The organism is Streptomyces sp. NBC_01622, from assembly GCF_045209635.1.
Lineage (GTDB): Bacteria > Actinomycetota > Actinomycetes > Streptomycetales > Streptomycetaceae > Streptomyces.
Window position 1 is genome coordinate 7197704 of the sequence record NZ_CP109293.1, and the last position, 25266, is coordinate 7222969.

The 25266-nt window shown below is 69.1% G+C and carries 23 protein-coding genes and 2 pseudogenes; 10 read left to right on the forward strand and 15 right to left on the reverse strand.

Annotation, left to right across the window (positions count from 1 at the left end):
- Nucleotides 1-244: 244 nt before the first annotated feature.
- From rbsD to OH768_RS33235, 8 genes are all read right to left on the reverse strand, one after another.
- Nucleotides 245-634, reverse strand: a complete 390-nt coding sequence (gene rbsD / locus OH768_RS33200) for a D-ribose pyranase (protein WP_406459642.1) — start codon at nucleotides 632-634, stop codon at nucleotides 245-247.
- Entirely contained in the window at nucleotides 631-1533 is a 903-nt protein-coding gene (locus tag OH768_RS33205) for a ribokinase (protein WP_406459643.1), read from the reverse strand. The genes rbsD and OH768_RS33205 overlap by 4 nt, the downstream gene beginning before the upstream one ends.
- Nucleotides 1534-1580: 47 nt before the next feature.
- Nucleotides 1581-3539, reverse strand: coding sequence for a substrate-binding domain-containing protein (locus OH768_RS33210; RefSeq protein ID WP_406459644.1), 1959 nt, complete (start codon nucleotides 3537-3539; stop codon nucleotides 1581-1583).
- A complete protein-coding gene (locus tag OH768_RS33215; protein ID WP_406459645.1) occupies nucleotides 3529-5067 on the reverse strand; it encodes a sugar ABC transporter ATP-binding protein in 1539 nt (512 codons plus the stop codon). Before OH768_RS33215 ends, OH768_RS33210 begins: the two co-directional genes overlap by 11 nt.
- Nucleotides 5064-6101, reverse strand: a complete 1038-nt coding sequence (locus tag OH768_RS33220) for a LacI family DNA-binding transcriptional regulator (RefSeq protein WP_406459646.1) — start codon at nucleotides 6099-6101, stop codon at nucleotides 5064-5066. The genes OH768_RS33215 and OH768_RS33220 overlap by 4 nt, the downstream gene beginning before the upstream one ends.
- Before the next feature lie 134 nt (nucleotides 6102-6235).
- Nucleotides 6236-7084, reverse strand: a complete 849-nt coding sequence (locus OH768_RS33225; RefSeq protein ID WP_406459647.1) for a helix-turn-helix domain-containing protein — start codon at nucleotides 7082-7084, stop codon at nucleotides 6236-6238.
- A 15-nt stretch (nucleotides 7085-7099) separates the two neighbouring features.
- Nucleotides 7100-7615 carry a DUF6879 family protein gene (locus tag OH768_RS33230; RefSeq protein ID WP_406459648.1) on the reverse strand — a complete coding sequence of 172 codons (516 nt, stop codon included), beginning with the start codon at nucleotides 7613-7615 and terminating at the stop codon, nucleotides 7100-7102.
- Nucleotides 7587-7841, reverse strand: a complete 255-nt coding sequence (locus OH768_RS33235) for a hypothetical protein (protein WP_406459649.1) — start codon at nucleotides 7839-7841, stop codon at nucleotides 7587-7589. The genes OH768_RS33230 and OH768_RS33235 overlap by 29 nt, the downstream gene beginning before the upstream one ends.
- 366 nt (nucleotides 7842-8207) lie before the next feature.
- Here OH768_RS33235 and OH768_RS33240 point away from each other — a divergent pair, with 366 nt between their 5' ends.
- From OH768_RS33240 to OH768_RS33250, 3 genes are all read left to right on the forward strand, one after another.
- Nucleotides 8208-8405: a hypothetical protein gene (locus tag OH768_RS33240; RefSeq protein ID WP_406459650.1), complete on the forward strand. Its 198-nt coding sequence runs from the start codon at nucleotides 8208-8210 to the stop codon at nucleotides 8403-8405.
- A gap of 90 nt (nucleotides 8406-8495) precedes the next feature.
- Nucleotides 8496-8720, forward strand: a complete 225-nt coding sequence (locus tag OH768_RS33245; protein ID WP_406459651.1) for a DUF397 domain-containing protein — start codon at nucleotides 8496-8498, stop codon at nucleotides 8718-8720.
- Between the two features lie 84 nt (nucleotides 8721-8804).
- A complete protein-coding gene (locus OH768_RS33250) occupies nucleotides 8805-9272 on the forward strand; it encodes a hypothetical protein (RefSeq protein WP_406459652.1) in 468 nt (155 codons plus the stop codon).
- A 151-nt stretch (nucleotides 9273-9423) separates the two neighbouring features.
- Here OH768_RS33250 and OH768_RS33255 read toward each other — a convergent pair whose 3' ends face one another.
- Nucleotides 9424-9837 carry an ATP-binding protein gene (locus OH768_RS33255; protein ID WP_406459653.1) on the reverse strand — a complete coding sequence of 138 codons (414 nt, stop codon included), beginning with the start codon at nucleotides 9835-9837 and terminating at the stop codon, nucleotides 9424-9426.
- Between the two features lie 237 nt (nucleotides 9838-10074).
- On the opposite strand from OH768_RS33255, the gene OH768_RS33260 reads away from it, so the two are divergent.
- The 4 genes from OH768_RS33260 to OH768_RS33275 all read left to right on the forward strand — a co-directional run bounded on the left by OH768_RS33260 (nucleotide 10075) and on the right by OH768_RS33275 (nucleotide 14924).
- Nucleotides 10075-10926: a helix-turn-helix domain-containing protein gene (locus tag OH768_RS33260; RefSeq protein WP_406459654.1), complete on the forward strand. Its 852-nt coding sequence runs from the start codon at nucleotides 10075-10077 to the stop codon at nucleotides 10924-10926.
- A gap of 8 nt (nucleotides 10927-10934) precedes the next feature.
- Nucleotides 10935-11129, forward strand: a complete 195-nt coding sequence (locus OH768_RS33265; protein WP_406459655.1) for a DUF397 domain-containing protein — start codon at nucleotides 10935-10937, stop codon at nucleotides 11127-11129.
- 39 nt (nucleotides 11130-11168) lie between these two features.
- Complete coding sequence (locus OH768_RS33270) at nucleotides 11169-13454, forward strand: ATP-dependent RecD-like DNA helicase (protein ID WP_406459656.1); 2286 nt, start codon at nucleotides 11169-11171, stop codon at nucleotides 13452-13454.
- A gap of 180 nt (nucleotides 13455-13634) precedes the next feature.
- Nucleotides 13635-14924 carry a citrate synthase gene (locus tag OH768_RS33275; RefSeq protein WP_359607992.1) on the forward strand — a complete coding sequence of 430 codons (1290 nt, stop codon included), beginning with the start codon at nucleotides 13635-13637 and terminating at the stop codon, nucleotides 14922-14924.
- Between the two features lie 738 nt (nucleotides 14925-15662).
- Here OH768_RS33275 and OH768_RS33280 read toward each other — a convergent pair.
- Together OH768_RS33280 and OH768_RS33285 are read right to left on the reverse strand one after the other, a co-directional pair.
- On the reverse strand, nucleotides 15663-17921 hold the full coding sequence (locus OH768_RS33280) for a heavy metal translocating P-type ATPase (RefSeq protein ID WP_406459657.1): 2259 nt from the start codon (nucleotides 17919-17921) through the stop codon (nucleotides 15663-15665).
- Nucleotides 17922-18026: 105 nt separating this feature from the next.
- Entirely contained in the window at nucleotides 18027-18266 is a 240-nt protein-coding gene (locus OH768_RS33285; protein WP_406459658.1) for a heavy-metal-associated domain-containing protein, read from the reverse strand.
- A gap of 124 nt (nucleotides 18267-18390) precedes the next feature.
- Between OH768_RS33285 and OH768_RS33290 the strand changes: the two are divergent.
- Nucleotides 18391-19007: pseudogene (locus OH768_RS33290) on the forward strand (cation:proton antiporter); the annotation flags it as partial.
- On the opposite strand, the gene OH768_RS33295 reads toward OH768_RS33290, so the two are convergent.
- The gene (locus OH768_RS33295) at nucleotides 18985-19644 is read right to left on the reverse strand and encodes a TetR family transcriptional regulator (RefSeq protein WP_406459659.1); all 660 of its coding nucleotides are present in this window, start codon (nucleotides 19642-19644) and stop codon (nucleotides 18985-18987) included. The pseudogene OH768_RS33290 and the gene OH768_RS33295 overlap by 23 nt on opposite strands.
- Before the next feature lie 168 nt (nucleotides 19645-19812).
- On the opposite strand from OH768_RS33295, the gene OH768_RS33300 reads away from it, so the two are divergent.
- A complete protein-coding gene (locus tag OH768_RS33300) occupies nucleotides 19813-22080 on the forward strand; it encodes an MMPL family transporter (protein WP_406459660.1) in 2268 nt (755 codons plus the stop codon).
- Nucleotides 22049-23092, forward strand: coding sequence for a zinc-dependent alcohol dehydrogenase family protein (locus OH768_RS33305; RefSeq protein ID WP_406459661.1), 1044 nt, complete (start codon nucleotides 22049-22051; stop codon nucleotides 23090-23092). Before OH768_RS33300 ends, OH768_RS33305 begins: the two co-directional genes overlap by 32 nt.
- Here the strand turns inward: OH768_RS33305 and OH768_RS33310 are convergent.
- The 3 genes and pseudogenes from OH768_RS33310 to OH768_RS33320 form a co-directional block, all read right to left on the reverse strand.
- Nucleotides 23073-23437, reverse strand: a pseudogene (locus OH768_RS33310) (GNAT family N-acetyltransferase); the annotation flags it as partial. The gene OH768_RS33305 and the pseudogene OH768_RS33310 sit on opposite strands and share 20 nt — an antisense overlap.
- A 115-nt stretch (nucleotides 23438-23552) precedes the next feature.
- The gene (locus OH768_RS33315; protein ID WP_406459662.1) at nucleotides 23553-23753 is read right to left on the reverse strand and encodes a helix-turn-helix transcriptional regulator; all 201 of its coding nucleotides are present in this window, start codon (nucleotides 23751-23753) and stop codon (nucleotides 23553-23555) included.
- A gap of 414 nt (nucleotides 23754-24167) precedes the next feature.
- Entirely contained in the window at nucleotides 24168-25124 is a 957-nt protein-coding gene (locus tag OH768_RS33320; protein ID WP_406459663.1) for a helix-turn-helix domain-containing protein, read from the reverse strand.
- Nucleotides 25125-25266: the final 142 nt, after the last annotated feature.

Genomic DNA, 25266 nt, shown 5'->3' on the forward strand with positions numbered 1-25266 from the left:
GGGAAGCCGTTTTGAAAAATTCTCAAGACGGCGTACAACCCTCCCCGCAGTCCGCGGGTCGTACTAGGCATCAGGACTCTTGGAGGGGGATCTGGGGGGATCGCGGGGGTTCTGATGTTGGAGGGGAAAACCCGAGGGGGCTTGGTCGACGGACCGGGCCCCCTCGAATTTGTGCCGTCCGCCGGCGCCCTGACCGGACCGCCGGATTCAAAAGCGTCACACATTCCCCCGGACTGTCACACTTCTAGAAGAACACCCCGCACCGCAGCAGCACATTCGCGTACGGCCGCGCCTCGCCCGTCCGTACGATCAGCCGCGCATCCGCCGACAGCTCCTTGAGCTTCTCGTGGGAGACGAGATCGAGGTCGGGGAAGCGGGCGTCGAGCAGGGCGGTGGCGGCCCGGTTGGCGCCGCGTATCTCGCGCGCCGCCGTCGCGCCCTCCACCACCAGCTCGGCCAGCAGCCCGTCCAGCACCTCCGCGAACGACGGCACCCCGGCCCGGAACGCCAGGTCCACCACCCGGGGCCCGGCCGGGATCGGCATCCCGGCGTCGCACACCAGCACCCCGTCCCCGTGCCCCAGCTCGGCCAGCGCGCCGGAGAGATGACGGTTGAGAATCCCTGCCTTCTTCACAGCTCGGCGACCTCGTCCGCCGTGGGGAAGGACTCCTGGGCGCCCTTCCTGGTGACGGCCGCCGCCCCGACCCGGGCCGCGTACGCCGCCGCGTCCGCCAGCGCCGAACCCGTGCCCAGCTTCCAGGCCAGCGCCGCGGTGAAGGCATCGCCCGCACCCGTCGTGTCCACGGCGTCCACCTTCACGGACGGCACCCGGGTGACCCCCTCCCGCGAGGCCACCAGTGCGCCCTCCGCGCCGAGCGTCACGACCACCGAACGCGGCCCCTTCGCCAGCAGGATCCGCGCCCAGTCCTCGGGCCGCTCGCTCACACACGCGTCCCCGAGGATCACCTTCGCCTCGTGCTCGTTGACGATCAACGGGTCGCAGGCCGCCAGGACTTCGGACGGTAGCGGCCGGGGCGGCGACGGGTTCAGTACGAACCTGCTGTCGGGCGCCAGACTCCGTACGACCTCGACGACCGTCTCCAGCGGGATCTCCAGCTGTACGGAGACCACGCGGGAGGCGTGGAAGAGGCAGGCGGCGGCCTGGATGTCGACCGGGAACAGCTTCCCGTTGGCCCCCGGCGACACCACGATGCTGTTGTCGCCGGACGGGTCCACCGTGATCAGCGCGACCCCGGTCGGCGCCCCGCCGACCAGTACCCCCACCGTGTCGACCCCGGCGGCCCGCTGCGAGTCGAGCAGCAGCCTGCCGTACGCGTCGTCGCCGACCCGGGCCAGCAGGACCGTACGGGCGCCGAGCCGGGCGGCGGCGACCGCCTGGTTGGCGCCCTTGCCGCCCGGGTGGACGGCCAGGTCGGAACCGAGGACCGTCTCGCCTGCGCCCGGCCGCCGCTCGACGTCGATCACGAGGTCGGCGTTGGCCGATCCGACGACCAGCAGGTCGTAGTCGTACATGAAATGACTCCCCACAGTGGTGACTTGGAGTGGTGACCGGTCTGCTGTCAGCCGGTGAAACCGGCCACGTTCTCCTTGGTGACCACCTTCACGGGCACCTTCACCGTCGTCTCCACCTTCTTGCCCTGAGCCGCGCGCAGCGCGTTGTCCACGGCGATTTTGCCCAACTGGCTCGGCTGCTGCGCCACGGACGCGTACAGCGTGCCCTGCTTGACGGCGGTCAGCCCGTCGGGCGTGCCGTCGAAGCCTACGACCGAGACCGACTTGCCCGCCTTGGAACCGAGCGCCTTGATGGCGCCGAGGGCCATCTCGTCGTTGGCCGCGATGACGCCCTGGACGTCGGGGTGCGCCTGGAGCAGGTTCGACATCACGTCGAGGCCCTTGGTGCGGTCGAAGTCGGCCGGCTGCTGGGCGAGGACCTGGATGCCGGGGTAGGCCTTCAGCCCCTTGGCGAAGCCCTCGGCCCGCTCACGCGCCGCCGAAGTACCCGCCTGGCCCTGGAGGATGACGATCTTGCCGGTGCCGCCCAGCTTCTCGGCGACGGTCTTGGCGGCGAGTTCACCACCGGCGATGTTGTCGGAGGCGACCAGGGTGTCCACGGCCGCCTTGTTGACGCCCCGGTCGACCGCGATCACCGGGATCTTCGCCTTGTCGGCGGCCTTCACGGAGTTGCTCGCCGCGTCCGAGTCCACCGGGTTGACGATGATCGCGCCGTAGTTGGAACTGGTGAAGTTCTGCAGTTGGTTGGCCTGTTGCGAGGCGTCGTTCTGCGCGTCGGTGACGGTCAGGTCCAGGCCCAGCTTCTTGGCCTCGGCCTGCGCACCGGAGCGGATCTGCACGAAGAACGGGTTGTTGAGCGTGGAGAGCGACAGGCCGAGCTTGGGCTTCGACGTCGTGGAGGAGTCGTTGTGCAGGAAGGAGGTCGCGCCGACGATCGCGACGGTGACGACGGCGGCGAGGGCATACGTGGTCGCCTGCTTGCCCCTTCCGCCACCGCCCCCACCAACGCCCGTACCGCCGACGGGAGTTGCTCCCGCCTTGCGCCGCACGGTATCCAGCAGCACCGCCAGTGCGATGACGACACCGATGACGACCTGCTGCCAGAAGGCCGACACGGAAAGGAGGTTGAGGCCGTTGCGCAGCACCGCGAGGATCAGCGCGCCGATGAGCGTGCCGGACGCCTTGCCGGTGCCGCCCGCGAGGGAGGCACCGCCGATGACGACCGCGGCGATCGCGTCCAGCTCGTAGCCGTCGGCGGCCTGCGGCTGCGCGGAGGACAGCCGGGACGCGAGGACGATGCCCGCGGCGGCGGCGAACACACCCGACAGGGCGTAGATCGCGAGCTTCTGCTTGGAGACCCGCAACCCCGAGAGCCGCGCGGCCTCTTCGTTGCCGCCGATCGCGTACATGGACCGGCCGATGTACGTCCGCCCGAGGATGAAGGCGGCGATCAGCCCCATCACGATCATCACGAGGACCGGCACCGGCAGCCAGCCGCCGAGGGTGTCACCGAGGTGCGAGACCGAGTCGGGGAAGGCGATCGGGGAGCCCTGTGAGATCACCAGCGACAGCCCGCGCGCCACCGACAGCATCGCCAACGTCGCGATGAACGGCGGCAGTTTGCCGTAGGCGATGAGGAAACCGTTGACGAGACCGGCCGCGATCCCCGTGGCGATCGCGAGGATCACGGCGAGGAAGACCGGGACGCCGTGCTGCGTGGCGCTCCACGCGAGCACGGTGGCGGACAGGGCGGCCACCGAACCGACCGACAGATCGATGCCCGCCGAGACGATCACGAAGGTCACGCCGAAGGCGAGGATCGCGGTGACGGCTGCCTGGACGCCGACGTTGAGGAGGTTGTCGGTGGTCAGGAAGTCGCCGGACAGCGCCGACATGGCGATGACCAGGACGATGAGCGCGGTCAACGCGCCGTTGTCGAGCAGCAGTCGGCGGATTCCCGAGGCGCCACTCGCGCCCGTCGTGCTTGTGAGCGTGTCAGTGGCCACGGTGGCCCTCCACAGCGGTAGTTGCTTGGGTTGGTGTGCCGGGTGTGCTGACGGCGAGTGCCATCACGGAGTCCTGCGTGGCCTGTTCGGCGGAGAGCTCGCCCGCGATGCGCCCCTGGGCCATGACGAGCACCCGGTCGCTCATGCCGAGCACCTCGGGCAGATCGCTGGAGATCATGAGCACGGCGGCACCGGCTGCTGTCAGCTCATTGATCAGCTGATAGATCTCGACCTTGGCGCCGACGTCGATCCCGCGCGTCGGCTCGTCGAGGATCAGCACCTTGGTGTCGGCGAGCAGCCACTTGCCGATGACGACCTTCTGCTGGTTGCCGCCGGACAACGTCCGTACCTGCTGCCCGAGTCCGGCCATCCGCACGCCGAGTTGCTCGGCGATCCGGGCGGCAGCCACCCGCTGCCCCTTGAGGTCGACAAGACCCCCCTTGGTGGCGGCCCGCATGGTGACGAGCCCGAGGTTCTCCTCCACGGACTGGTCGAGGACGAGCCCCTGCCCCTTGCGGTCCTCGGGCACGAGCCCGATCCCGGCGGTCATGGCCGCGTTGACGTCGTGCCCGCGCAACGCGGAGCCGCCGACCTTCACGGCTCCCTGGTCGTACCGGTCGGCCCCGAAGACGGCCCGCACGACTTCGGTACGACCCGCTCCGACGAGCCCGGCGATACCGACGACCTCACCGGCCCGCACCTCGAAGCTGATGTCGTGGAAGACACCGTCCCGGCTGAGCCGTTCGACACTGAGCAACGCGGCCCCGGTGTCGGCCCGTTCGCGCGGATACTGCTGCTCGATGGACCGCCCGACCATGAGCCGCACGAGCTCGTCCTCGGGCGTGGAGGCAGGCACCTGCCCGACGGACTTCCCGTCCCGGATGACGGTGACGCGGTCACCGAGGGCGGCGATCTCCTCAAGATGATGGGTGATGAAGACGATCCCGACGCCGTCGGCGCGCAGTTGGCGCACGATGGCGAAGAGCTTCTCAACCTCCTCGGAGGTGAGGACGGCGGTAGGTTCGTCCATGATCAGCACACGCGCGTCGAGGCTGAGCGCCTTGGCGATCTCGACCATCTGGAGCCGCGCGATACCGAGTTCACGCACACGGGCGCGCGGCGACACGTTCACACCGACGCGCTCCAGCAGCACGGCGGCGTCGGCCTCCATCCGATTCCGGTCGATCATCCCGAGCCGGCGCGGCTGCCGCCCCAGAAAGATGTTCTCGGCGACCGTCAGATCGGGAACGAGGTTGAACTCCTGGTAGATGGTGGCGATCCCGAGCTGCGCGGAGTCCTGCGCACTGTGGATGCGCACCTCCTCGCCACCGGCCAGGATGCGGCCGCCGTCGGGACGGTAGGCGCCGGAGAGCATCTTGATGAGGGTGCTCTTGCCGGCGCCGTTCTCACCGAGCAGCACATGGACCTCGCCCCGGCGCAGATCGAAGTCGACGCCGTCCAGCGCGACGACACCGGGGAAGGTCTTGCGGATGCCCTCGATGCGCAGCAACTCGTCGTCGTTGCTCACGACTTGCTCCTTCGAACAGTTTGAACAGGGGGTTGCGCGGGTCCCGGCTCACCGCACGAGCGGCGCACGACGAGCCGGGCGGGAAGGGTGACGGACTCCGGCACCCGCCCCTCGATCCGGTCGACGAGGGCGCGCACGGCGGCCCGCCCCAGCTCAGGGGTCGGCTGGGCGATCGCGGTGATCGGCGGATCGGTGTGCACGAACCACCGGATGTCGTCGAACGCGGCCAGCGCGAGGTCCTCGGGAACCCGAAGCCCACGCGCGCGTACGGCGTCCAGGGCCCCGAGTGCCATCAGGTTGTCGGTGGCGAAGACGACCTCGGGCGGCTCGGGCAGATCGAGGAAGCCCTCGGTGGCCCGCCGCCCGCTCTCGGCCTGGAAGTCGCCCTGCCCGATGTAGTCGTCGGGAAGGGGGAGGCCGAACTCGGCGAGCGCGTCCCGGAAGGCGGCGACGCGCTCACTGCCGGTGGTCGTGGCCGCGGGCCCCGCGATGATGGCGAGCCTGCGATGCCCCAGCCCGTGCAGATGCGCGACGAGATCCCGGATGGCGGCCCGCCCGTCGGCCCGCACGACGGGCACGTCCAGGCCCGGGATCCACCGGTCCACGAACACCATGGGCGTCCCGGCCCGCGCGGCGTCCAACATGCCCGGGGAGCCGCCGTCGGTGGGGGACACGAGCAGTCCGTCGATACGGCGGTCCAGCAGCGTCCGCACGTGGTGGTCCTGCAGCTCCGGCCGCTCGTCGGCGTTGCCGATGATCACGCTGTACCCCAGCGCGCGGGCCTCCTCCTCGACGGAGCGGGCCAGCTCGGTGAAGTACGGGTTGAGCACGTCGCTGATGACCAGGCCGAGGGTGCGGGTCTGGTCGGTGCGCAGCGACCGGGCGACGGCGTTCGGACGGTAGTCCAGCGCCTCTACGGCGGCCAGCACGCGGGTGCGTGCGTCGTCGCTGACCGACGGATGGTCGTTCAGCACCCGCGACACCGTGGCCACGGAGACCCCGGCCTCGGCGGCGACGTCCTTGATGCTCGCCATCGCCGTTCCACCTCCTTGTGGAATCGATTACATGGAGGATTGGAATCGATTACATGGGAGTAAATCAAGACCCTGAGACCGGATCGTGATGAACGGGGTTCATGTGAGGGGAAGGCGTTGGTGGCGTGGCCGACTCAGTCCAGGGAGGACAACGCACCCGCTATCAGCGACCGCGCCGCGGCTCCCCTCGCGGCCCCCTGAGAGAGGCGTTCAAAGGCTCGGGTGTACAGCTCGACCTGGCTCGGCTGTGTGAGTGCGGAAGCGGCATCCAACGTGTCCGCGTGCACCCTGGCGCCGTCGAAGATCGTGAAGGTCGGCATGGGCCACAGAGTTCGTTGCGCCGAGAACGGGACGATGCCCACAGCGACGTTCTGGAGCTCCATGACCCCGAGCAGGTGGCCGAGCTGCGCCGCCATGGTCTCGGCGCCGCAGAGCCGGTACCTCAACACCGACTCCTCCAGCACGAACGAGAACCGCCGGGAGGCGTTGCCCAACACGGCGTTGCGCCTCATGCGGGCCGCCACCGCATCGCTCACGTCGTCCGGGGTCCCCCGGAAGGCCGCGATGGACGACAGGAGGGCAGTGGCGTAACCGGGTGTCTGGAGGAAGCCGGGGACCACGTCAGACACGTAGACGCGGAACACCTTGGTCTGCTGGTACAGGTCGACCACGGAATCCTGCAGGAGACGGAGACCGCTCCGCTGGAGTCGCCTCCACTGCACATGGGCATCGGCGGACTGCCTGTTCGCCGCGATCAGATCGGGAGCCTGGTCTTCGGCGGCGCAGGCCCGGCACCACGCCGTGATGTCCGCGTCGGAGGGAGGGGTCCTGGCGTTCTCGATGCGGGACGACTTCGACTCCGACCAGCCGCACCTGACAGCCAGCTCCCGGCCGCTGATCCCGGCATCCTTCCGGATCTCACGCAGACGGCCGGCGAGGACTTCGCGTGCCTTCTGGACGCTCGAAGAGGGATGCGGGGGCATGGAGCTGGCTTTCCGTCAGATCTTGTACAGGTGATGCGGTACGGCGCGCTCCCAGACCGTCTCGAAGGCGGTCGAGCACAATTTCACGGATTCCGGGTCTGCCGTGAACTCATCCTCGACCACCACTCCGTCACCGGAGAAGTGGTGCACCCGGAGCAGCGCGCCGTCGAACAGCCAGAAGTCGTTTCCGGGAAGGGGGATGTCGGTGGCCCGGCGTCGCGGCAGCCACCGAACGTCCTCACCCGCCGTGACGTTGGCCTGAGTGACGTAGTGCTCCCAGCGGATGTACTCCGACACGGGTTCGGAGACCACCCGGGCCCGGCGGATCGTCATGCCGCGGGCCACCGCGTCCGCGATCGACTGGTAGAAGGGATGCCACCAGGCCTCACGATCCGCCCAGTTGATCCGCTCACCCTGCTTCCACGCCTCGAACCGGTCGGTCGAGGCATAGGAGTCGCGTAGCTCCAAGTGGAAGGCGGACCGCTCACACTGGCCAAGCAACTCAGCGAAGCTGGGCGTGCTCGACGGCATCACACGCCTCCCTGATCATCGGAATCATCCGAGCCGGAATCCTGACGATCGCCTCACTGCCAGGCACCCGGCCGTTCGCGGGGCTGCTTGTCTCACACTCCGTCTGAGTCTCGGTGCTCGGCTTCCATCCCTGCAACAAGATCTCCTGCGCTTCCGCGTCCGCCCACACCGTTGGGCAGTGGTCCAGGTCGGTTTCGGGATCGATTCCAACGAACTCTACGGCCATGGCCGGCTCCTGGGTTCGAGTACTTGCTGTGACTTGCATCAGCTTCTTTGAACTGCGGATACAGCGTCAATAGCGGTATCAGCCATGCCAATTCACGTGCAAACCCGTGCAAGTTTGTAGAGCCTCCGACGACCCGACTCCTAGCGTCCTTGCAGCACGCAGAAAGGCCGAGGAGGAAGCTATGGCACAGGAGCCGCAGGGCTACCACCTGACCGAACCGCCGGCCGAGCCCTCCGCTGTGCCGGGCTGCTCGGGCTGTCTGTCCCTTTCGGTCACCAGAGAGAACGCCCGCTCCAGAGGTGACTACAGCGCCGTGTCTGACGCGAACGTGGCACTGCGTCACCACCGGGCGGAGGCACACGCAACGTGAGCACGGAAACCGGCTCCGACTTCTCCGCCGACCGGCCGTTGATGACCCTGCGGGTCTCGCGTGACTCCGGACGCTCCTGGGAACTGGCGCGCGCCGTTTTCGGCGCCGATGACCTGGCTCCCCTGGTCACCTCGGAATGGCCCCCGTGCCAGTGCCTGCGTTGCGCTGCGCGCGCCAAGCGCTCCGACCGCTGAGACGTCGGTCCCCCCTCCCATGAACTCCCGCCCGACACGGGCGGCGGCGGTCAGTCATGGCCGCGATCAGCAGAGCAGGAAGGTGTAGCGATGCAGAACGGAACCGACCTGTACGCGCTCGACATTGGCGGCGCCTCGTTCGTGAAGGCGTGCGGTGGCCCCTGTACCGAAGGGTGCGTGACCCTGGCTCGGATCGGTGAGGACGCCTGGGCGTTGGGCGACAGCAAGCGGCCGGAGGCGGTGCCTTTGCGGTTCACCACGGAGGAGTTGGACGCGGCCGGTATCGACCCGGCGCGCTTCGGTCTGAGCGTCTGATCCGCCCCGTCTGCCGGCCGGACCGGATCCATCCCCTGCCCTTGGGCCCGGCCCGGCCGGCACTACTCGAAACGGCAACGACTGGTGCACCACCACGGCTATCTGTGGACCGGCCCGAAAGAGCGTTTCGACCATGAGGCGCTACGGCGGCCCCCGCATCCGGAGCCTCCCCCCGCCGGAAGCAAGCCGGAACTGATTCAGCGCTACCGCGAGGTGGCGGCGGAGTTCCCGACCGTGGATCTTCCGCCGTTCGAAACGGCGTACTGGCTCATCAAGCCCCGTTCCTTCGTGCGTGGTACTTGGGACGAGGCAAAGGAAGCGGCGTCATGGCTCGGGGAACAACTCGCGGAGTACACACCCCGGTTCGTCTCCCAGGCGCAGCGCGACACCACCCACCTGGTCCGTCTGGTGAACTCTGCTGCTGAGCGGCTGGACTCGGGGTCCGATGTGTCGCTCGGCTTCTATCTCGAACGTCCCTCGTATCTGTCCCTGGCACTGGTGACGTGCTCCCCGAACCGTTCGAAGCCCGAACTGGCCTGCCCTGCGCGGTAGTCCCGGGTCGAGCGGTGCGGCCCTTTGCCTGTCCCTGTCGGAGCAGACCATCTCCGCAGAAGTGTGACACTTCCTGGTCGAGTGTCACACTTCTACGCCTCGGTCCCTTGGTGCCGAGGATCCCCGCCCACCGCCCGACTTCGAAGGCCCCTCAGGTCGAGGCCAGTTCGCACCACACGAGCTTCCCTCGGTTGCCGTTCCGGGACAGCGGCTGCCAGCCCCACTGGTCGGCACAGGCGCGGACCAGTGCGAGGCCGCGGCCGTCCTCCACGTCGCCGAGTTCCTCCAACGACCGTGGCGGCTCCGGCGGTTCGGGATCGGCATCCCAGGCCCCGAGCCGCAGTACCCCCGCCGTCCAGCCCACGCCCAGTGCGGCGGGCCCCTTCGTGTGCTGCACGGCATTGGCGACCAGCTCCGTAGCGAGCAGCTCGGCGGTGTCCGCCAGCCGGATCAAGCCGTGCGTGGTGAGGATCAGCCGGAGGGTGCGGCGGCTGACGGTGACGGCGCGCAGGTCGTTCGGGATGTACAGGCAGTACTCCCAGGGCACGGGTGAGTTTTCTGGCATGCGTCAACTCCGGTTCGGTGGTGGGGATTTCGGAGGACTGCGGGGTGTCGTGGCGGTGGCAGTGCCACAGCCGTCCTGGCAGGACGGAGTGGTGCGCTTCCGGTATCCCGGCGTTTCCGCAGCGTGTGCGTCGCATCACCGACGGTAGGTCTATAACTTCATGTTCGGCAAGTCGATCGCGTAATCTGCCCTCCTAATGAGTCGCGCACACAAGCGCGTTGAGTCGAGGAGCGGCAGATGGCGCTGAGGCGCGAACCAACAGCTCGCCAGACGCGCCTGGCTGTCGAACTGCGCAGACTCCGGGAGGCGGCAGGCCTCTCGGCCCGAGAGGCCGCGGGGCTGCTCGGAGTGGGTTCCGCCCAGATCAGTCACATCGAGTCGGCGCTCGCGGGCGTGAGCGCGAAGCGACTGCGCAGTCTGGCAGCCCACTACGTGTGCACAGACGGAGAGTTCGTCGAGGCACTGATCGCCATGGCGACCGACCGGACTCGGGGCTGGTGGGAGGAGTACAGAGGGTCCCTGCCCACGTCCTTCCTCGACCTGGCCGAGTTGGAACACCATGCGACGTTCCTGCGTGAGGTCCAGTTCCAGTACATCCCTGGCCTGCTTCAGACCGAGGACTACGCTCGCGCCATCTTCTCCGACAGGATCCCTGAACTCCCGGATGAAGACCTGGAGTTGCGGGTGCGGCACCGAATGCAGCGCAAAGTGATCCTCGAAGGTTCCGACCCCAAGCCGTACCAAGCGATCATCCATGAGGCGGCACTCCGCGTCCGTGTCAGCGACCGTGCCGCCTCGCGGGCCCAACTCGCCGCCATGCTCGAAGCCTCCGCGGAGGACAACGTCACCGTGCGGGTCGTCCCATTCGATCTGGACGGCTTCGGCGGGTCCTGGACCGCCATGATGCTGGCGGGCGGTGCCGTACCCAGGCTGGACACAGCCGTTGGGGACGCGCCGCACGCCGCTGCCTTCATCGATTCCGAGGCCCAGCTCGACGTATTTCGAACGCTCTTCCGTAGAGTAGAAGGCATGTCGCTCGACCCCGAGCGATCGCGTGACTTCATCGACGGGCTGGTCAAAGAGCTGTGAGGCACCCCATGGACACCCGCGACCACTGGCGGAAGTCGTCGTACTCCGGCGCCGGGGACGGCAACTCCTGCGTAGAGATCGCCGACCACCCCACCCGCACAGCCATACGCGACTCCAAGACCCCGGCCCGAGCCACCCTCACCTTCCCGGCCCCCGCCTTCACCGCCTTCGTCGAAGCGCTGAAGCAGCAGTCCCGCCCCTGACCCCGCCCCACTGTCACACCCGCCCGGTACCGTCGGATTATGTCCAATCAGGCGAGGAGTCCGGGGACCCCCACAGGCGAGCGCCACCTCGCCGTCCTCGAAGGCGTCCTGGAGCGCATCACCTACGCCAACGAGGAGAACGGCTACACGGTCGCCCGCGTCGACACCGGCCGCGGCGGCGGCGATCTCCTCACCGTCGTAGGCGCACTCCTCGGCGCCCAGGCCGGCGAATCCCTCCGCATGGAGGGCCGCTGGGGCTCGCACCCGCAGTACGGCAAGCAGTTCACCGTGGAGAACTACACGACGGTCCTCCCGGCCACCATCCAGGGCATCCGCCGCTACCTCGGCTCCGGCCTCGTCAAGGGCATCGGACCCGTCTTCGCCGACCGCATCACCCAGCACTTCGGCATGGACACCCTCCAGATCATCGAGGAGGAGCCCAAGCGCCTCATCGAGGTCCCGGGGCTCGGGCCCAAGAGGACCAAGAAGATCGCCGAGGCATGGGAGGAACAGAAGGCGATCAAGGAGGTCATGCTCTTCCTCCAGACCGTCGAGGTGTCGACCTCGATCGCCGTACGGATTTACAAGAAGTACGGCGACGCCTCCATCTCCGTCGTCAAGAACCAGCCGTATCGCCTCGCCTCCGACGTCTGGGGCATCGGTTTCCTCACCGCCGACAAGATCGCCCAGTCCGTCGGCATCCCGCACGACAGCCCGGAGCGCGTCAAGGCGGGCCTCCAGTACGCCCTTTCGCAGGCCACCGACCAGGGCAACTGCTATCTCCCGGAGGAGCGGTTGATCGCCGACGCGGTCAAGCTCCTCCAGGTCGACACCGGCCTCGTCATCGAGTGCCTCGCCGAACTCGCCCTCCCGGACGAGGAGTCGGGCGACCCAGGCGTCGTACGTGAAAAAGTCCCCGGACCCGACGGCGACTCGGAACCCGTCACCGCCGTCTATCTCGTCCCCTTCCACCGTGCCGAACTCTCCCTCGCCGCCCAGCTCCGCCGCCTGCTGCACACGGCGGCCGACCGCATGCCCGGCTTCCACGACGTGGCCTGGGACAAGGCGCTGGCATGGCTCAAGAGCCGCACGGGCGTAGAACTCGCCCCCGAGCAAGAGGCCGCCGTCAAGCTCGCGTTGACGAAGAAGGTGGCCGTCCTCACCGGCGGTCCCGGCTGTGGCAAATCCTTCACCGTCCGCTCGATCGTCGAACTCGCCCGCGCGAAGAAGGCGAAGGTCGTCCTCGCCGCCCCAACCGGCCGTGCCGCCAAGCGACTTGCCGAACTCACCGGCGCCGAGGCATCGACCGTCCACCGGCTGCTGGAGCTGAAGCCCGGGGGCGATGCCGCCTACGACAAGGACCGCCCCCTGGACGCGGATCTGGTCGTGGTCGACGAGGCCTCTATGCTCGACCTCCTCCTCGCCAACAAACTCGTCAAAGCCGTACCTCCGGGAGCCCATCTCCTCTTCGTCGGAGACGTGGACCAGCTCCCCAGCGTCGGCGCCGGTGAGGTGCTGCGGGACATGCTGGCCGAGGGCGGTCCCATCCCCGCCGTACGCCTCACGCGCGTCTTCCGCCAGGCCCAGCAGTCCGGCGTGGTGACGAACGCCCACCGGATCAACTCCGGCCAACACCCCGTCACCGACGGCATGAAGGACTTCTTCCTCTTCGTCGAGGACGACACGGAGGAGGTCGGCCGGCTCACCGTGGACGTGGTGGCGCGCAGGATTCCGGCCAGGTTCGGGCTCGACCCGCGCCGGGACGTGCAGGTGCTCGCGCCCATGCACCGGGGACCGGCGGGCGCGGGCAACCTCAACGGGCTGCTGCAGCAGGCGATCACGCCCGGCCGGCCCGACCTCGCGGAGAAGCGGTTCGGCGGCCGGGTCTTCCGGGTCGGCGACAAGGTCACCCAGATCCGCAACAACTACGAGAAGGGCGAGAACGGCGTCTTCAACGGCACGGTCGGCGTCGTCACCTCACTCGACCCGGTGGACCAGCGCCTCACCGTGCTGACGGACGAGGACGAGGAGGTCCCGTACGAATTCGATGAACTGGACGAGTTGGCGCACGCGTATGCGGTGACAATCCATCGTTCGCAGGGCAGCGAGTATCCGGCGGTGGTGATCCCGGTCACCACGAGCGCGTGGACGATGCTTCAGCGGAACCTGTTGTATACGGCCGTCACCCGGGCCAAACAGCTGGTCGTGCTGGTCGGATCGCGCAAGGCCATCGGACAGGCCGTGCGTACCGTGTCGGCCGGGCGGCGCTGCACGGCACTGGACTTCAGACTGACCGTAAAAAATGATCGATCAAATGAGTCATGAAGGTCACACAGCACTTCCAGTTGCCGGGGTGGAGGGGGCAGGATGAACAGGTTGGCGGCACTGAGTGCCGTCAATAGGCCCAATGGTCGACCCCGAGTGCACTCTCCTGCGCCAAATGGGGGATGGTAGAGACAGTCAGGGCAACCTCGAAGAAGAGGCACAACGTCGGTGAGGGATGACGTGAGCGACAACTCTGTAGTACTGCGGTTCGGCGACGGCGAGTACACCTACCCGGTGATCGACAGCACCGTCGGCGACAAGGGCTTCGACATCGGGAAGCTCCGTGCTCAGACCGGTCTGGTGACGCTGGACAGCGGTTATGGGAACACCGCCGCCTATAAATCCGCCATCACCTACCTCGACGGTGAGCAGGGCATCCTCCGGTACCGCGGCTACCCGATCGAGCAGCTGGCCGAGCGTTCCACGTTCGTGGAGGTCGCCTATCTGCTGATCAACGGCGAGCTGCCGACCGTCGACGAGCTCACCGTGTTCAAGAACGACATCACGCAGCACACCCTGCTGCACGAGGACGTCAAGAACTTCTACAAGGGCTTCCCGCGCGACGCCCACCCGATGGCGATGCTGTCGTCGGTCGTCTCGGCGCTGTCCACCTTCTACCAGGACAGCCACAACCCGTTCGACGAGAAGCAGCGCAACCTCTCCACGATCCGCCTGCTCGCGAAGCTTCCGACGATCGCGGCGTACGCGTACAAGAAGTCGATCGGCCACCCGTTCGTCTACCCGCGCAACGACCTCGGCTACGTCGAGAACTTCCTGCGCATGACCTTCTCGGTCCCGGCCCAGGAGTACGACCTCGACCCGGTCGTCGTCTCCGCGCTCGACAAGCTGCTGATCCTGCACGCGGACCACGAGCAGAACTGTTCGACCTCCACGGTCCGCCTCGTCGGCTCCTCGCAGGCCAACATGTTCGCCTCGATCTCGGCCGGCATCAACGCGCTGTGGGGCCCGCTGCACGGCGGCGCCAACCAGTCCGTCCTGGAGATGCTGGAAGGCATCCAGGCGAGCGGCGGCGATGTCGACTCCTTCATCCGCAAGGTGAAGAACAAGGAAGAGGGCGTCCGCCTGATGGGCTTCGGCCACCGGGTGTACAAGTCCTTCGACCCGCGCGCCAAGATCATCAAGGCTGCCGCGCACGACGTCCTCTCGGCCCTCGGCAAGTCCGACGAGCTGCTGGACATCGCCCTGAAGCTCGAAGAGCACGCGCTTTCCGACGAGTACTTCATCTCGCGCAACCTCTACCCGAACGTCGACTTCTACACCGGCCTGATCTACCGGGCCATGGGCTTCCCGGCCGAGATGTTCACGGTCCTGTTCGCCCTGGGCCGCCTCCCGGGCTGGATCGCCCAGTGGCACGAGATGATCAAGGAGCCCGGCTCCCGCATCGGGCGCCCGCGTCAGATCTACACGGGGGTCGTCGAGCGCGACTTCGTGCCGGTCGAGGGCCGCTAGACGCTCCGCTGGGTCCGCCGGTTTTTGTCTGCGGGCCCAGCGGGGCTGGTCGCGCAGTTCCCCGCGCCCCTGACGGGGCGCTGCAACACGGCAAACTCAAGACGGCGCCCTTTCGACACCGACTTTGTCGCCCCGGAGGCGAACCGAGCCTCAAAAAAGATGGAAGAAGGCGCCCTGCCGACGGTCCCCCCACGGGCCGGCGTACAGGGCGCCTTCCCATGTCCCGGTGCGGATTCCCCCCACGGGATCCGGCCGGGCGCCTGTGAGAACCAGCGCCTGAATCGCTGTCGTGCCGAAGCTCGATGAAACTGAGCTTCGTTGAACTGAGCAGAACGAGCAAAACTCCTCGTACTACTGGGTGGAGCCAGTGATGTGTGCGATCTGCCGGGACACCGCACGACGGGAGGGCCGCTCAAAGCTCCCCGGTGTACGTGTCCCGGCAACGCATCTCTGAGGAAGTCCCCCAAGACATCCTCAGATGCCAGTTCGCGCCCCCCAAGACGCTTACTGACATCGTCAACTTAGACCTTCGAACCCCTTCGATGGTTACGTTCACATCACTGTGATCTGCGTCTCTTGCATATGTCCGTTAGATGCGCAAGAGCCCCGATGTCGCGGTCGGGACCCCAGCGTAAGGATGATGCGCGAGGCTTGTGAAGAGCTTATGTGAGGCCGTCGTCGGTCTCTAGAGGGACTCTTACTTCAGGTTCCCGTAACTCCCGGTAACTTTGCGGAACTTCAGCGAAATGTCCTAAGTCGCAGGCTGTTGGAGACCACGAACACCGAGGAGAAGGCCATCGCGGCACCCGCGATCATGGGATTCAGCATGCCCGCGGCGGCCAGCGGAAGCGCCGCCACATTGTATCCAAAAGCCCATACGAGATTGCCCTTGATGGTGCCGAGCGTCCTCCGGGACAGCCGGATCGCATCCGCGGCCACCCGCAGATCCCCGCGCACCAGCGTCAGATCGCTCGCCTCGATCGCCGCGTCCGTCCCCGTGCCCATCGCGAGCCCCAGGTCCGCGGTGGCGAGCGCGGCGGCGTCGTTGACCCCGTCGCCCACCATCGCGACGGTCCGCCCCTCGCCCTGCAGCCGCCGTACGACGTCGACCTTGTCCTCGGGCAGCACCTCGGCGATCACGTCCCCGGGGGAGATGTCGACGGCGGCGGCCACGGCGTCCGCGACCGCGCGGTTGTCGCCGGTCAGCAGCAGCGGGGTGAGCCCGAGGGCCCGCAGCTCGCGCACGGCCTCGGCGCTGGTCTCCTTGACCGCGTCGGCGACCGCGACGACCCCCCGCGCCACTCCGTCCCAGCCGACCACCACGGCCGTACGACCGCGGCTCGCGGCCTCGGAGGCGGCTCGGGTCAACTCCTCGGGGAGGGTGTCGTAGAGGCGCCCCACGGCCACCTCACGGCCCTCCACGCGCCCGCGCACGCCACGTCCGGGCACGTTCTCGAAGCGCTCGGCCGGCGGGAGTGCGCCGATCCGCTCTTCCGCTCCCGCCGCCACGGCCCGCGCGACGGGGTGCTCGGAGGCGTGCTCCAGGGCCCCCGCGAGCCGCAGCAACTCCCGCTCGTCGGTGCCTTCGGCGACGTAGACCTCCTGGAGGGTCATGCGGCCAGTGGTGATCGTGCCCGTCTTGTCGAGGACGACGGTGTCGACGCGGCGGGTGGACTCCAGGACCTCGGGGCCCTTGATCAGGATGCCGAGTTGGGCGCCGCGGCCGGTGCCGACCAAGAGGGCGGTCGGGGTGGCCAGGCCCAGCGCGCACGGGCAGGCGATGATCAGCACGGCGACGGCCGCGGTGAACGCGGCGGCCACATCGCCGGTGACCGCGAGCCACGTCCCGAAGGTGCCGAGCGCGATCAGCAGCACCACCGGCACGAAGATCCCGGAGATCCGGTCCGCGAGCCGCTGCACCTCGGCCTTGCCGTTCTGCGCGTCCTCCACCAGCCGCGCCATGCGCGCGAGTTGGGTGTCCGAACCGACCCGGCTCGCTGCTACGACGAGCCGCCCGCCGGCGTTCACCGTCGCGCCGGTGACCGTGTCACCCGGTGCCACGTCCACCGGCACCGACTCGCCGGTCAGTATCGACGCGTCGACCGCCGAGACGCCCTCGACGACGGTGCCGTCGGTCGCGATCTTCTCCCCGGGCCGTACGACGAAACGGTCCCCGACCGCCAACTCGCCGACCGGGAGCCGTACTTCACGACCGTCCCGCAGGACCGCAACCTCCTTGGCGCCCAACTCCATGAGCGCGCGCAGGGCCGCTCCCGCCCGCCGCTTGGAGCGGGCCTCCAGATAGCGGCCCAGCAGGATCAACGCGACGACTCCGGCGGCCACTTCGAGGTAGATCGTCGAGGCGCCGTCCGTGCGCGAGACGGTGAGGCGGAACTCGTCGTGCATGCCGGCCATGCCCGCGTCGCCCCAGAACAGCGCCCACAGCGACCAGCCGAACGCGGCCAGCGTGCCGACCGAGACGAGGGTGTCCATGGTGGCGGCGCCGTGCCTGGCGTTGGCGAACGCGGCCCGGTGGAACGGGAGTCCGCCCCAGACGACGACCGGTGCGGCGAGGGTGAGCGCGAGCCACTGCCAGTTGTCGAACTGCAGTGCCGGGACCATCGAGAGCAGGACGACAGGCAGTGCGAGGACGGCCGAGACGGTCAACCGCTCGCGCACGGAGGCGAGTTCGGGATCCTCGTCACGGGTCTGTGCCTCCGGCTCCGGCGGTGCGGGTTCCTCGGCGGTGTACCCGGTCTTCACCACGGTCGCGATGAGGTCGGCGACCCGGATGCCCGCCGGGTAGCTGACTTTCGCCTTCTCCGTCGCGTAGTTGACGGTGGCGCTGACGCCGTCCATGCGGTTGAGCTTCTTCTCGACGCGGGCCGCGCAGGAGGCGCAGGTCATCCCGCCGATGAGCAGCTCGACCTCGGCCGCTTCGGGGGCCGGGGCTATGGGTGTGTCTGTGGTGGTGCCGATCGCGGTGGTGCTGGTCATGTCCGGACTCCAGACATCGGACCGGACCGCACGGAGCCAGTATCAGCTGGTCGGCACGGCCCGGTCGGAAACAGAAGCGTCGTACTGATGCTGCCTCGCGCTGTTTCAGACCTGGCCGACGAGCTCGAAGCCGGCCTCGTCGACGGCCGCGCGGACGGCCTCGGCGTCGAGCGGGGCGGCGGACACGACCGTGACCTCGCCGGTCGACGCGACGGCCTTCACCGAGCTGACGCCGGGCAGCTCGGAGATCTCGCCGGAGACGGAGCCCTCGCAGTGTCCGCAGCTCATCCCGCTCACCTTGTAGACGGTGGTGACGGAACCCTGGGTGTCGGTCTGGGCGCTCATGTCGTTCTCCTCGTGGAGGCGTGTGGAGGCACTTGAGGTCCGAGTGGCCCACGGTGGCTCACTCTGGAACCCAGAGTATACCCCTAGGGGGTATTTCTCCAAGAGGGGTCGCGGCGGGCCAGACCCGCGTCCGCCGTGGTTCTCCCGGGTGATCGCCAAGACCCTGCACAGCAGCGGCCAGTTCGCCGTACGGCTCGTGGTCCTCCTCGCGGTGATGCTGGGCATCTCCCAGGCCCTCGGCCTCGACACCCTCCTCGGGGCCTTCGCCGCCGGCCTGATCACCCGGCTGGTGCTGCACGGCGCGGCCCCGGAGAGCGCGGGTTCGGTCCTGGAGAAGGCCGAGGCGATGGGCTTCGGCTTCCTGGTACCGGTGTTCTTCGTGGTCACCGGCATCGAGTTCGACCTCGACGCCCTGCTGTCCGGGGGCCACGCCCTGCTGCTCCTCCCGGTGTTCCTGGCGCTGTTCCTCCTCGTCCGCGGCCTTCCGGTCCACGTCCTCGCCCCGCGCGATCTCGTACGACGGGACCGGCGCGCCCTCACGCTGCTCGCGTCCACCGCGCTGCCCCTGGTCGTCGCCATCACCACCATCGGGGTCGACGACAAGGTGCTGAAGTCGGCGGACGCGCCGGCGCTGGTCGGCGCGGCGATGGTGTCGGTGCTGGTGTTTCCGCTGGTCGCGCTGCGGCTGCTGGGCGAGCGGGTGGGGTGGAGGGAGCCGTCAGGGGGTCCGAGTCGTGGTGAGGTCCGCCGCGGCCCGGCTCTCGGCGACCATCGGCGCCAGATAGCGGATCAGGACGTTCTTCAACTCCCGGACGTACGCCTCGCGTTCGGCGCCCTCGTGGGAGAGGACCAGTTCCAGGCCGGCCTTGTAGAGGCCCAGACACATGTACGCGGTACGGGTGACGTCGGCGGCGGGGGCGCCGGGCAGGAACGCCGCGATGAGTGCCTCGACCTGGCCGAGCAGGTGCGCGTGCAGCGCGTCTTGCTCCTCGGCGAGCCGGCCGGGGATGTCCGGGCCGTGCGTCAGGGCGAAGAACACCGGGTGCTGGCAGCTGAAGGCGGTGAAGCGGTCGACGGCGGTGCCGATGGCCTCCTCCAGCGGGGTCGACGGGTCGACCGCGGTAAGCGCCTCGCCGGTGGTCTCCCGCATCTCGTGGATGAGCCGGTCGCCCAGCTCGATCGCGATCGCTTCCTTGTTCGGGAAGAACTGGTAGAGCGTGCCCGGTGAGACACCGGCCTCGCGGGCGATGGCGTTGGTGCTGGAGGCCGTGTAGCCCGTCGCGCAGAAGACGTTGGCGGCGGCCTCCAGCAGCTGGGCGATACGGCGCTCGCCGCGGGCCTGGCGGCGGGGGCCGGCCTTCTCCTGGTCCACGGACACGAGTTGTCCCCAGCTCTCCGAACGGCGTTGACAAACACGAGCGGTCGCTCGCATTCTGATCCTGGTGAAACGCGAGCGATCTCTCGTGTTTGCCATCCTATTGCAATGCCGACCCCTGTCGCCTGCCTGCGCGGAGGCACGGGTCATGGTGAAGGGGAGCACCGCACGATGACCGAAGTCAACAGCCCGCCGCGCCTCGGAGGGTGGACACGTTTCGTGACCGCCCGCCCCCGGCTGTCGCTGCTCGTGGCCCTGGTGCTCACCGCGCTCGCCGTGGTGGCCGGCAGCGGGGTCGCCGACCGGTTGGGCAGCGGCGGCTGGGAGGACCCGACGGCCCAGTCGACGTACGCGACCAAGGCGCTGGAGCGCGAGTTCCCGGCCTCGCAGCCCAACCTCCTGCTCCTCGTCGACTCCGGCGGCGCCTCGGTGGACGACCCGGCGGTCACCGCCGAGGCCGACCGCCTCACCGCCCGGCTGACCGGCGAGCGGGGCGTCGTCGGCGTCGGCTCGTACTGGCAGACCAAATCCCCCGCCCTGCGCGCGAAGGACGGACACGAGGCGCTGATCGCCGCCCACATCACGGGCGACGAGAAGGCGATGAGCGACACCCTGGACCGCATCGCGCCCGTCCTCCGCGGCACCCACGGCCCGGTGCGGGTCAAGATCGGCGGCATCGTCGCCGTCCGCCACGAGATACAGACCACCATCCAGGAGGACCTGGCCCGCGCCGAGATGATCGCCCTGCCGGTGACCCTCCTGCTGCTGGTGATGGTCTTCGGCTCCGCGATCGCCGCCCTGCTGCCCCTGGGCATCGGCATCGTCGCGATCCTCGGGACGAACGCGGTGCTGCGCGGTCTCACGGAGTTCACCGACGTCTCGGTCTTCGCGATGAACCTCACCACGGCCCTTGGCCTCGGACTGGCCATCGACTACGCCCTGTTCATCGTCCGCCGCTTCCGCGAGGAACTGTCCACCGGCGCCGAGCCGTTGCCCGCCATCGCCACCACCCTGCGCACAGCCGGCCGCACAGTGCTCTTCTCCGCCCTCACGGTCGCGGTGTCCCTGGCCGCGATGCTCGTCTTCCCGATGTACTTCCTGCGCTCCTTCGCCTACGCGGGCATCGCCGTGGTGCTCCTGGCAGCGGCAGCCGCCCTGATCCTCCTCCCGGCAGCACTCCTGCTGCTCGGCCACCGGGTCAACTCCCTGGACCTACGACGCCTGTTCCGCCGAGGCAGGCCCGCGCGGACACCCGGCTCCGGCGAGGAGGGCACGGCCTGGGCGCGCCTGGCGACCCTCGTGATGCGCAGGGCCCCCGTCTTCGCCCTCGCCACCACAGCCGTCCTCGTCCTCCTCGGACTGCCCTTCCTGGGCGTCAAGTTCGGCACCGCCGACGACCGCCAACTGCCCTCGGGCGCCGAGGCCCACGTCGTGCAGCAGCACATCCGGGACGGCTTCCCGGGCAACCCCGGCGGCACCGTCGAAGTGCTCGCCGAGGGCCGGGCGACACCGGCGCAGTACACCGCGTACAGGACCAGGATCGCCCAACTGCCCGAGGTGGTACGGGTGGACGGACCCGTGGTGCGGGGCGACTCGGCGTACTTCACGGTGCTCCCCAAGGGCGAGGCGGTCGACACCACGGCCCAGCGCCTGGTCGGCGCCCTGCGCGCCACGGACGCCCCCTTCACGACCAAGGTGACCGGCACGGCGGCCGTCCTGGTCGACTCCAAGCACGCGATAGCGAGCCGCCTGCCCTGGGCGGCCGTCCTCATCACCGTGGTCACCCTGCTCCTGGTCTTCCTCCTGACCGGCAGCGTGGTGATCCCCCTCCAGGCGGTACTGCTCAACGCGCTCAGCCTCACCGCGATGTTCGGCGCGGTCGTCTGGGTCTTCCAGGACGGCCACCTCTCCGGCCTGCTCGGCTTCACCAGCACCGGCTCCATAGAGACGACCCTGCCCGTCCTCATGTTCTGCGTCGCCTTCGGACTCTCCATGGACTACGGCGTGTTCCTGCTCTCCCGCATCAAGGAGGAGTACGACCGCACAGGCGACCACAACCAGGCGGTCCGCCACGGCCTCCAGCGCACCGGCGGCCTGATCACGGCGGCGGCGGTGATCCTGGCGGTGGTGATGGTCGCGATCGGCACGTCCCGGGTGACCAACACCAAGATGCTGGGCCTGGGCATCGCGCTGGCGGTCCTGATGGACGCGATGATCGTCCGGAGTCTGCTGGTCCCGGCGGTGATGAGACTGACGGGGAGGGCGACGTGGTGGGCACCGGGTCCGTTGCGACGCGTTCATGAACGGTTCGGTGTAAGCGAGGGAGGAGAGAACCCACCCAGGGGCGCGGGGAACTGCGCGACCAGCCACAGCGAACCCGCAGACGAAAACGGCGACGGGAGCCTGAATGAAAGCGGTGGTGTTCGAGCAATACGGTGACCCCGCCGAGGTACGAGACGTACCCGACCCCCACCCCGCACCGCACGGAGTGACAGTCCGGGTAGAGGCCACCGGCCTCTGCCGCAGCGACTGGCACGGCTGGCAGGGCCACGACCCCGACATCACACTCCCTCACGTACCGGGCCATGAACTCGCCGGTGTAGTGGAGGCGGTGGGCGCCCGGGTCGCCAACTGGCACCCCGGCGATCGAGTCACCGTACCGTTCGTGTGCGCCTGCGGAACCTGCGAGGCATGCGCGGCCGGTGACCAGCAGGTCTGCGCGCGGCAGACCCAGCCCGGCTTCACGCACTGGGGCTCCTTCGCCCAGTACGTGGCGCTGGACCACGCCGACGTGAACCTGGTCGCGATGCCGGACGGGATGTCCTTCGCGACGGCGGCCTCGCTCGGCTGCCGGTTCGCGACGGCGTTCCGCGCGGTGGTGCAGCGGGGCCGGGTCGCCGCGGGGGAGTGGGTCGCGGTGCACGGCTGCGGCGGGGTCGGCCTGTCGGCGGTGATGATCGCGGCGGCCTCGGGCGCCCGTGTCGTCGCCGTCGACATCTCGCCCCAAGCACTGGACCTGGCAAGGAAGTTCGGGGCGGCGGAGTGCGTGGACGGGGCGAGCACCCCGGACACGGCGACGGCGATCCGCGAGCTGACGGGCGGCGGCGCCCACCTCTCCCTGGACGCCCTGGGCTCACCGGCGACCTGTGCCGCCTCGGTGAACGGCCTGCGCCGCCGGGGCCGCCACATCCAGGTGGGCCTGCTCCCCTCTCCGTCCGGTACGACCCCGGTCCCGATGGCCCGCGCGATCGGCCTGGAACTCGAACTCCTCGGCAGCCACGGCATGGCGGCCCACACCTACCCGCCCATGCTGGAACTGGTCCGGTCGGGAGTGCTCCGCCCCGACCTCCTGACCACGTCCACGATCACCCTTGACGAGACCCCGGCCGCCCTCGCGGCGATGGGCGCGGCACCGGGAGCGGGGGTGACGGTCATCGAGCCGTGGCGGTGAGGGCGGCCCACTCGTGGTCGAGGATCGCCATGAGCACCTCGTCGACCCACTCCCCGTCCCGCAACCGGGCCTCGCGCCGCACACCTTCGACCACGAACCCGACCTTCTCGTACACCCGCCGGGCCCAGTGGTTGTGGCCGTAGACCTCCAACTGGATCCGATGCAGGTGCAGCTGCGGGCGGTGGGATCCCACTCGTGGAGGACGACCTCGCCGAGGAGTTCACCGGTGACGGGGTCGGTGACGGCGAGGTTGAGGCGGTCGGGCTGGTCGGCCCGGGTCGCGTACCAGGAGCGCAGCCGCTCCGATGTCAGTTCGGTCGACGGCTCGAAGGTGAAGCGGATGATGGATCCTCGGCGGCGGTCGGCCGCGCGGGCAACCGAATTGCCCCGCCCGCCGGCACAGCCCAAGCGACCGACGCGGCACCGGACACCCGGCGCCGCGTCACCGTACCGGCTCGGGTCAGTCGTCCCTGCGCCCCCGGTTGCCCGGCCGGGAGGCCACCCAGGCCCGGACCGTGTCGGCGTACCAGTAGGGCTTGCCGCTCTCCACGTGGTCGGGCGGGGGCAGCAGGCCGTGTTTGCGGTAGGAGCGGACGGTGTCGGGCTGGACCCGGATGTGGGCCGCGATTTCCTTGTACGACCAGAGCCGTCGGTCGGGCATCAGTGCACCTCCCCGCGCGCGCCGCGGCGGCGGCCGGGGGCGGTCGTCGGGGGAGCCGTGCGCTGCGCTGGCGATCACAAAACCTGTGCCCGGTCAACGACACAGAGTGAGAAACGGGAAGCGCCTGTGGGCCGGGTGTGACCCAAGACCCGCGTACACGCGACATGTGTGACATGAAGGGGGCTTTTGTGACGCAAGTGATGCAAAGGTGCACGCGGGCGCGGAGGCGCGGCGCGTTGACATCTGGCGCGAAGGGCGGATGACATCCGCGGCGAACAAGGGGACGCAGCAAGGTGGGCCGGACCCGCTGCACCGGGCCCGGCCCACCGGCTTCCCCGCATCCCCCCTCGGACCGGCCGGTCCCCGGAGGCCTGCGCGTCCCCGGGGATCAACCGGCCAGGTGATCAGCCTGCATCAACGCGCCCGGCCGGTCTTGGAGAAATCCGCACCCCGACCGGGAGCGACCAGCAGACTCGTCGCCTCGCCCGTCATCCGGTCCCCGGCCGGCATCCCCGGCTGCGCCACCGGCGGACTCGCCCGGCCCACCGTGAACTGGCCCGGCGTGCACCCCGTCATCGCCCTGAACTCGCTGCTCAGATGCGCCTGGTCGTAGAAACCGCAGACCGCCGCCGTCTCCGCCTGGCTGTGGCCGGCCGCGAGGAGCCGGCGGGCGCGCTGCAGCCTCAGCACGCGTGCCGCCGCCTTGGGGCCGAGTCCGATCTGTTCCCGGAAGCGGTTCTCCAACTGCCGTACGCTCCAGCCCACTTCGTCGGCGAGCCGGGGCACCGGCACCGCGCCCCAGTTCCGCACCAGCTCCGACCAGGCCCGCTCCACCCGCGCCGAACTGGGCGTACCGGCCGCCGACCAGCGGGTGAACACCTCGTCCAGCAGTCCGAACCGGGCGGTCCAGGTCGGCAACGCGGCGAGCGCGGCGGCCAGTTCACCGATGCCGGTCCAGCGGGAGCCGAGCGCGTGCGGCAGTTCGTCGGGGTCCACCACCCGGTCGGCGAGCTCGTGCTGAGCCGTACCGAACAGCGTGAACGCGGCCCACGGCATCAACAGCACCTCGACCCCCGCGAGCCGCCCGCTGTGCTCACCGAGCGCGGCGGTGGTCGTAGGCCCGCAGAACACGGACCCGAGCGTGGCCGACTCCCGCCCCACCCGCGAGATCCGGACGACTCCTTCGAACCCGAGGAGCAGCGTCGCGGCCCCTATCGGCGCCTCCAGCCGAGCCCGGGGCCGCGACAGGGCAAGCCGAATCCCGCGATAACTGATCACCCCGGGCCGCAGCCGAGGATGCGGTACCCCGAGCACGGTCTCCCAGGACCCACCGGGACCATGCCCGGCACGGACGCGCACAGCAACAGACATCCACTCATGCTCCTACGGCACGACAGCGCCCCGATAGGGGCGCGGGGCTGTGTCGATTTGCGGCTCCGCCGCGTGGGCGCGAGCAACCACAACGAACGCACCCGACAAACAACCGACCCCGCCCTGTCTCGTCCGAATGTCT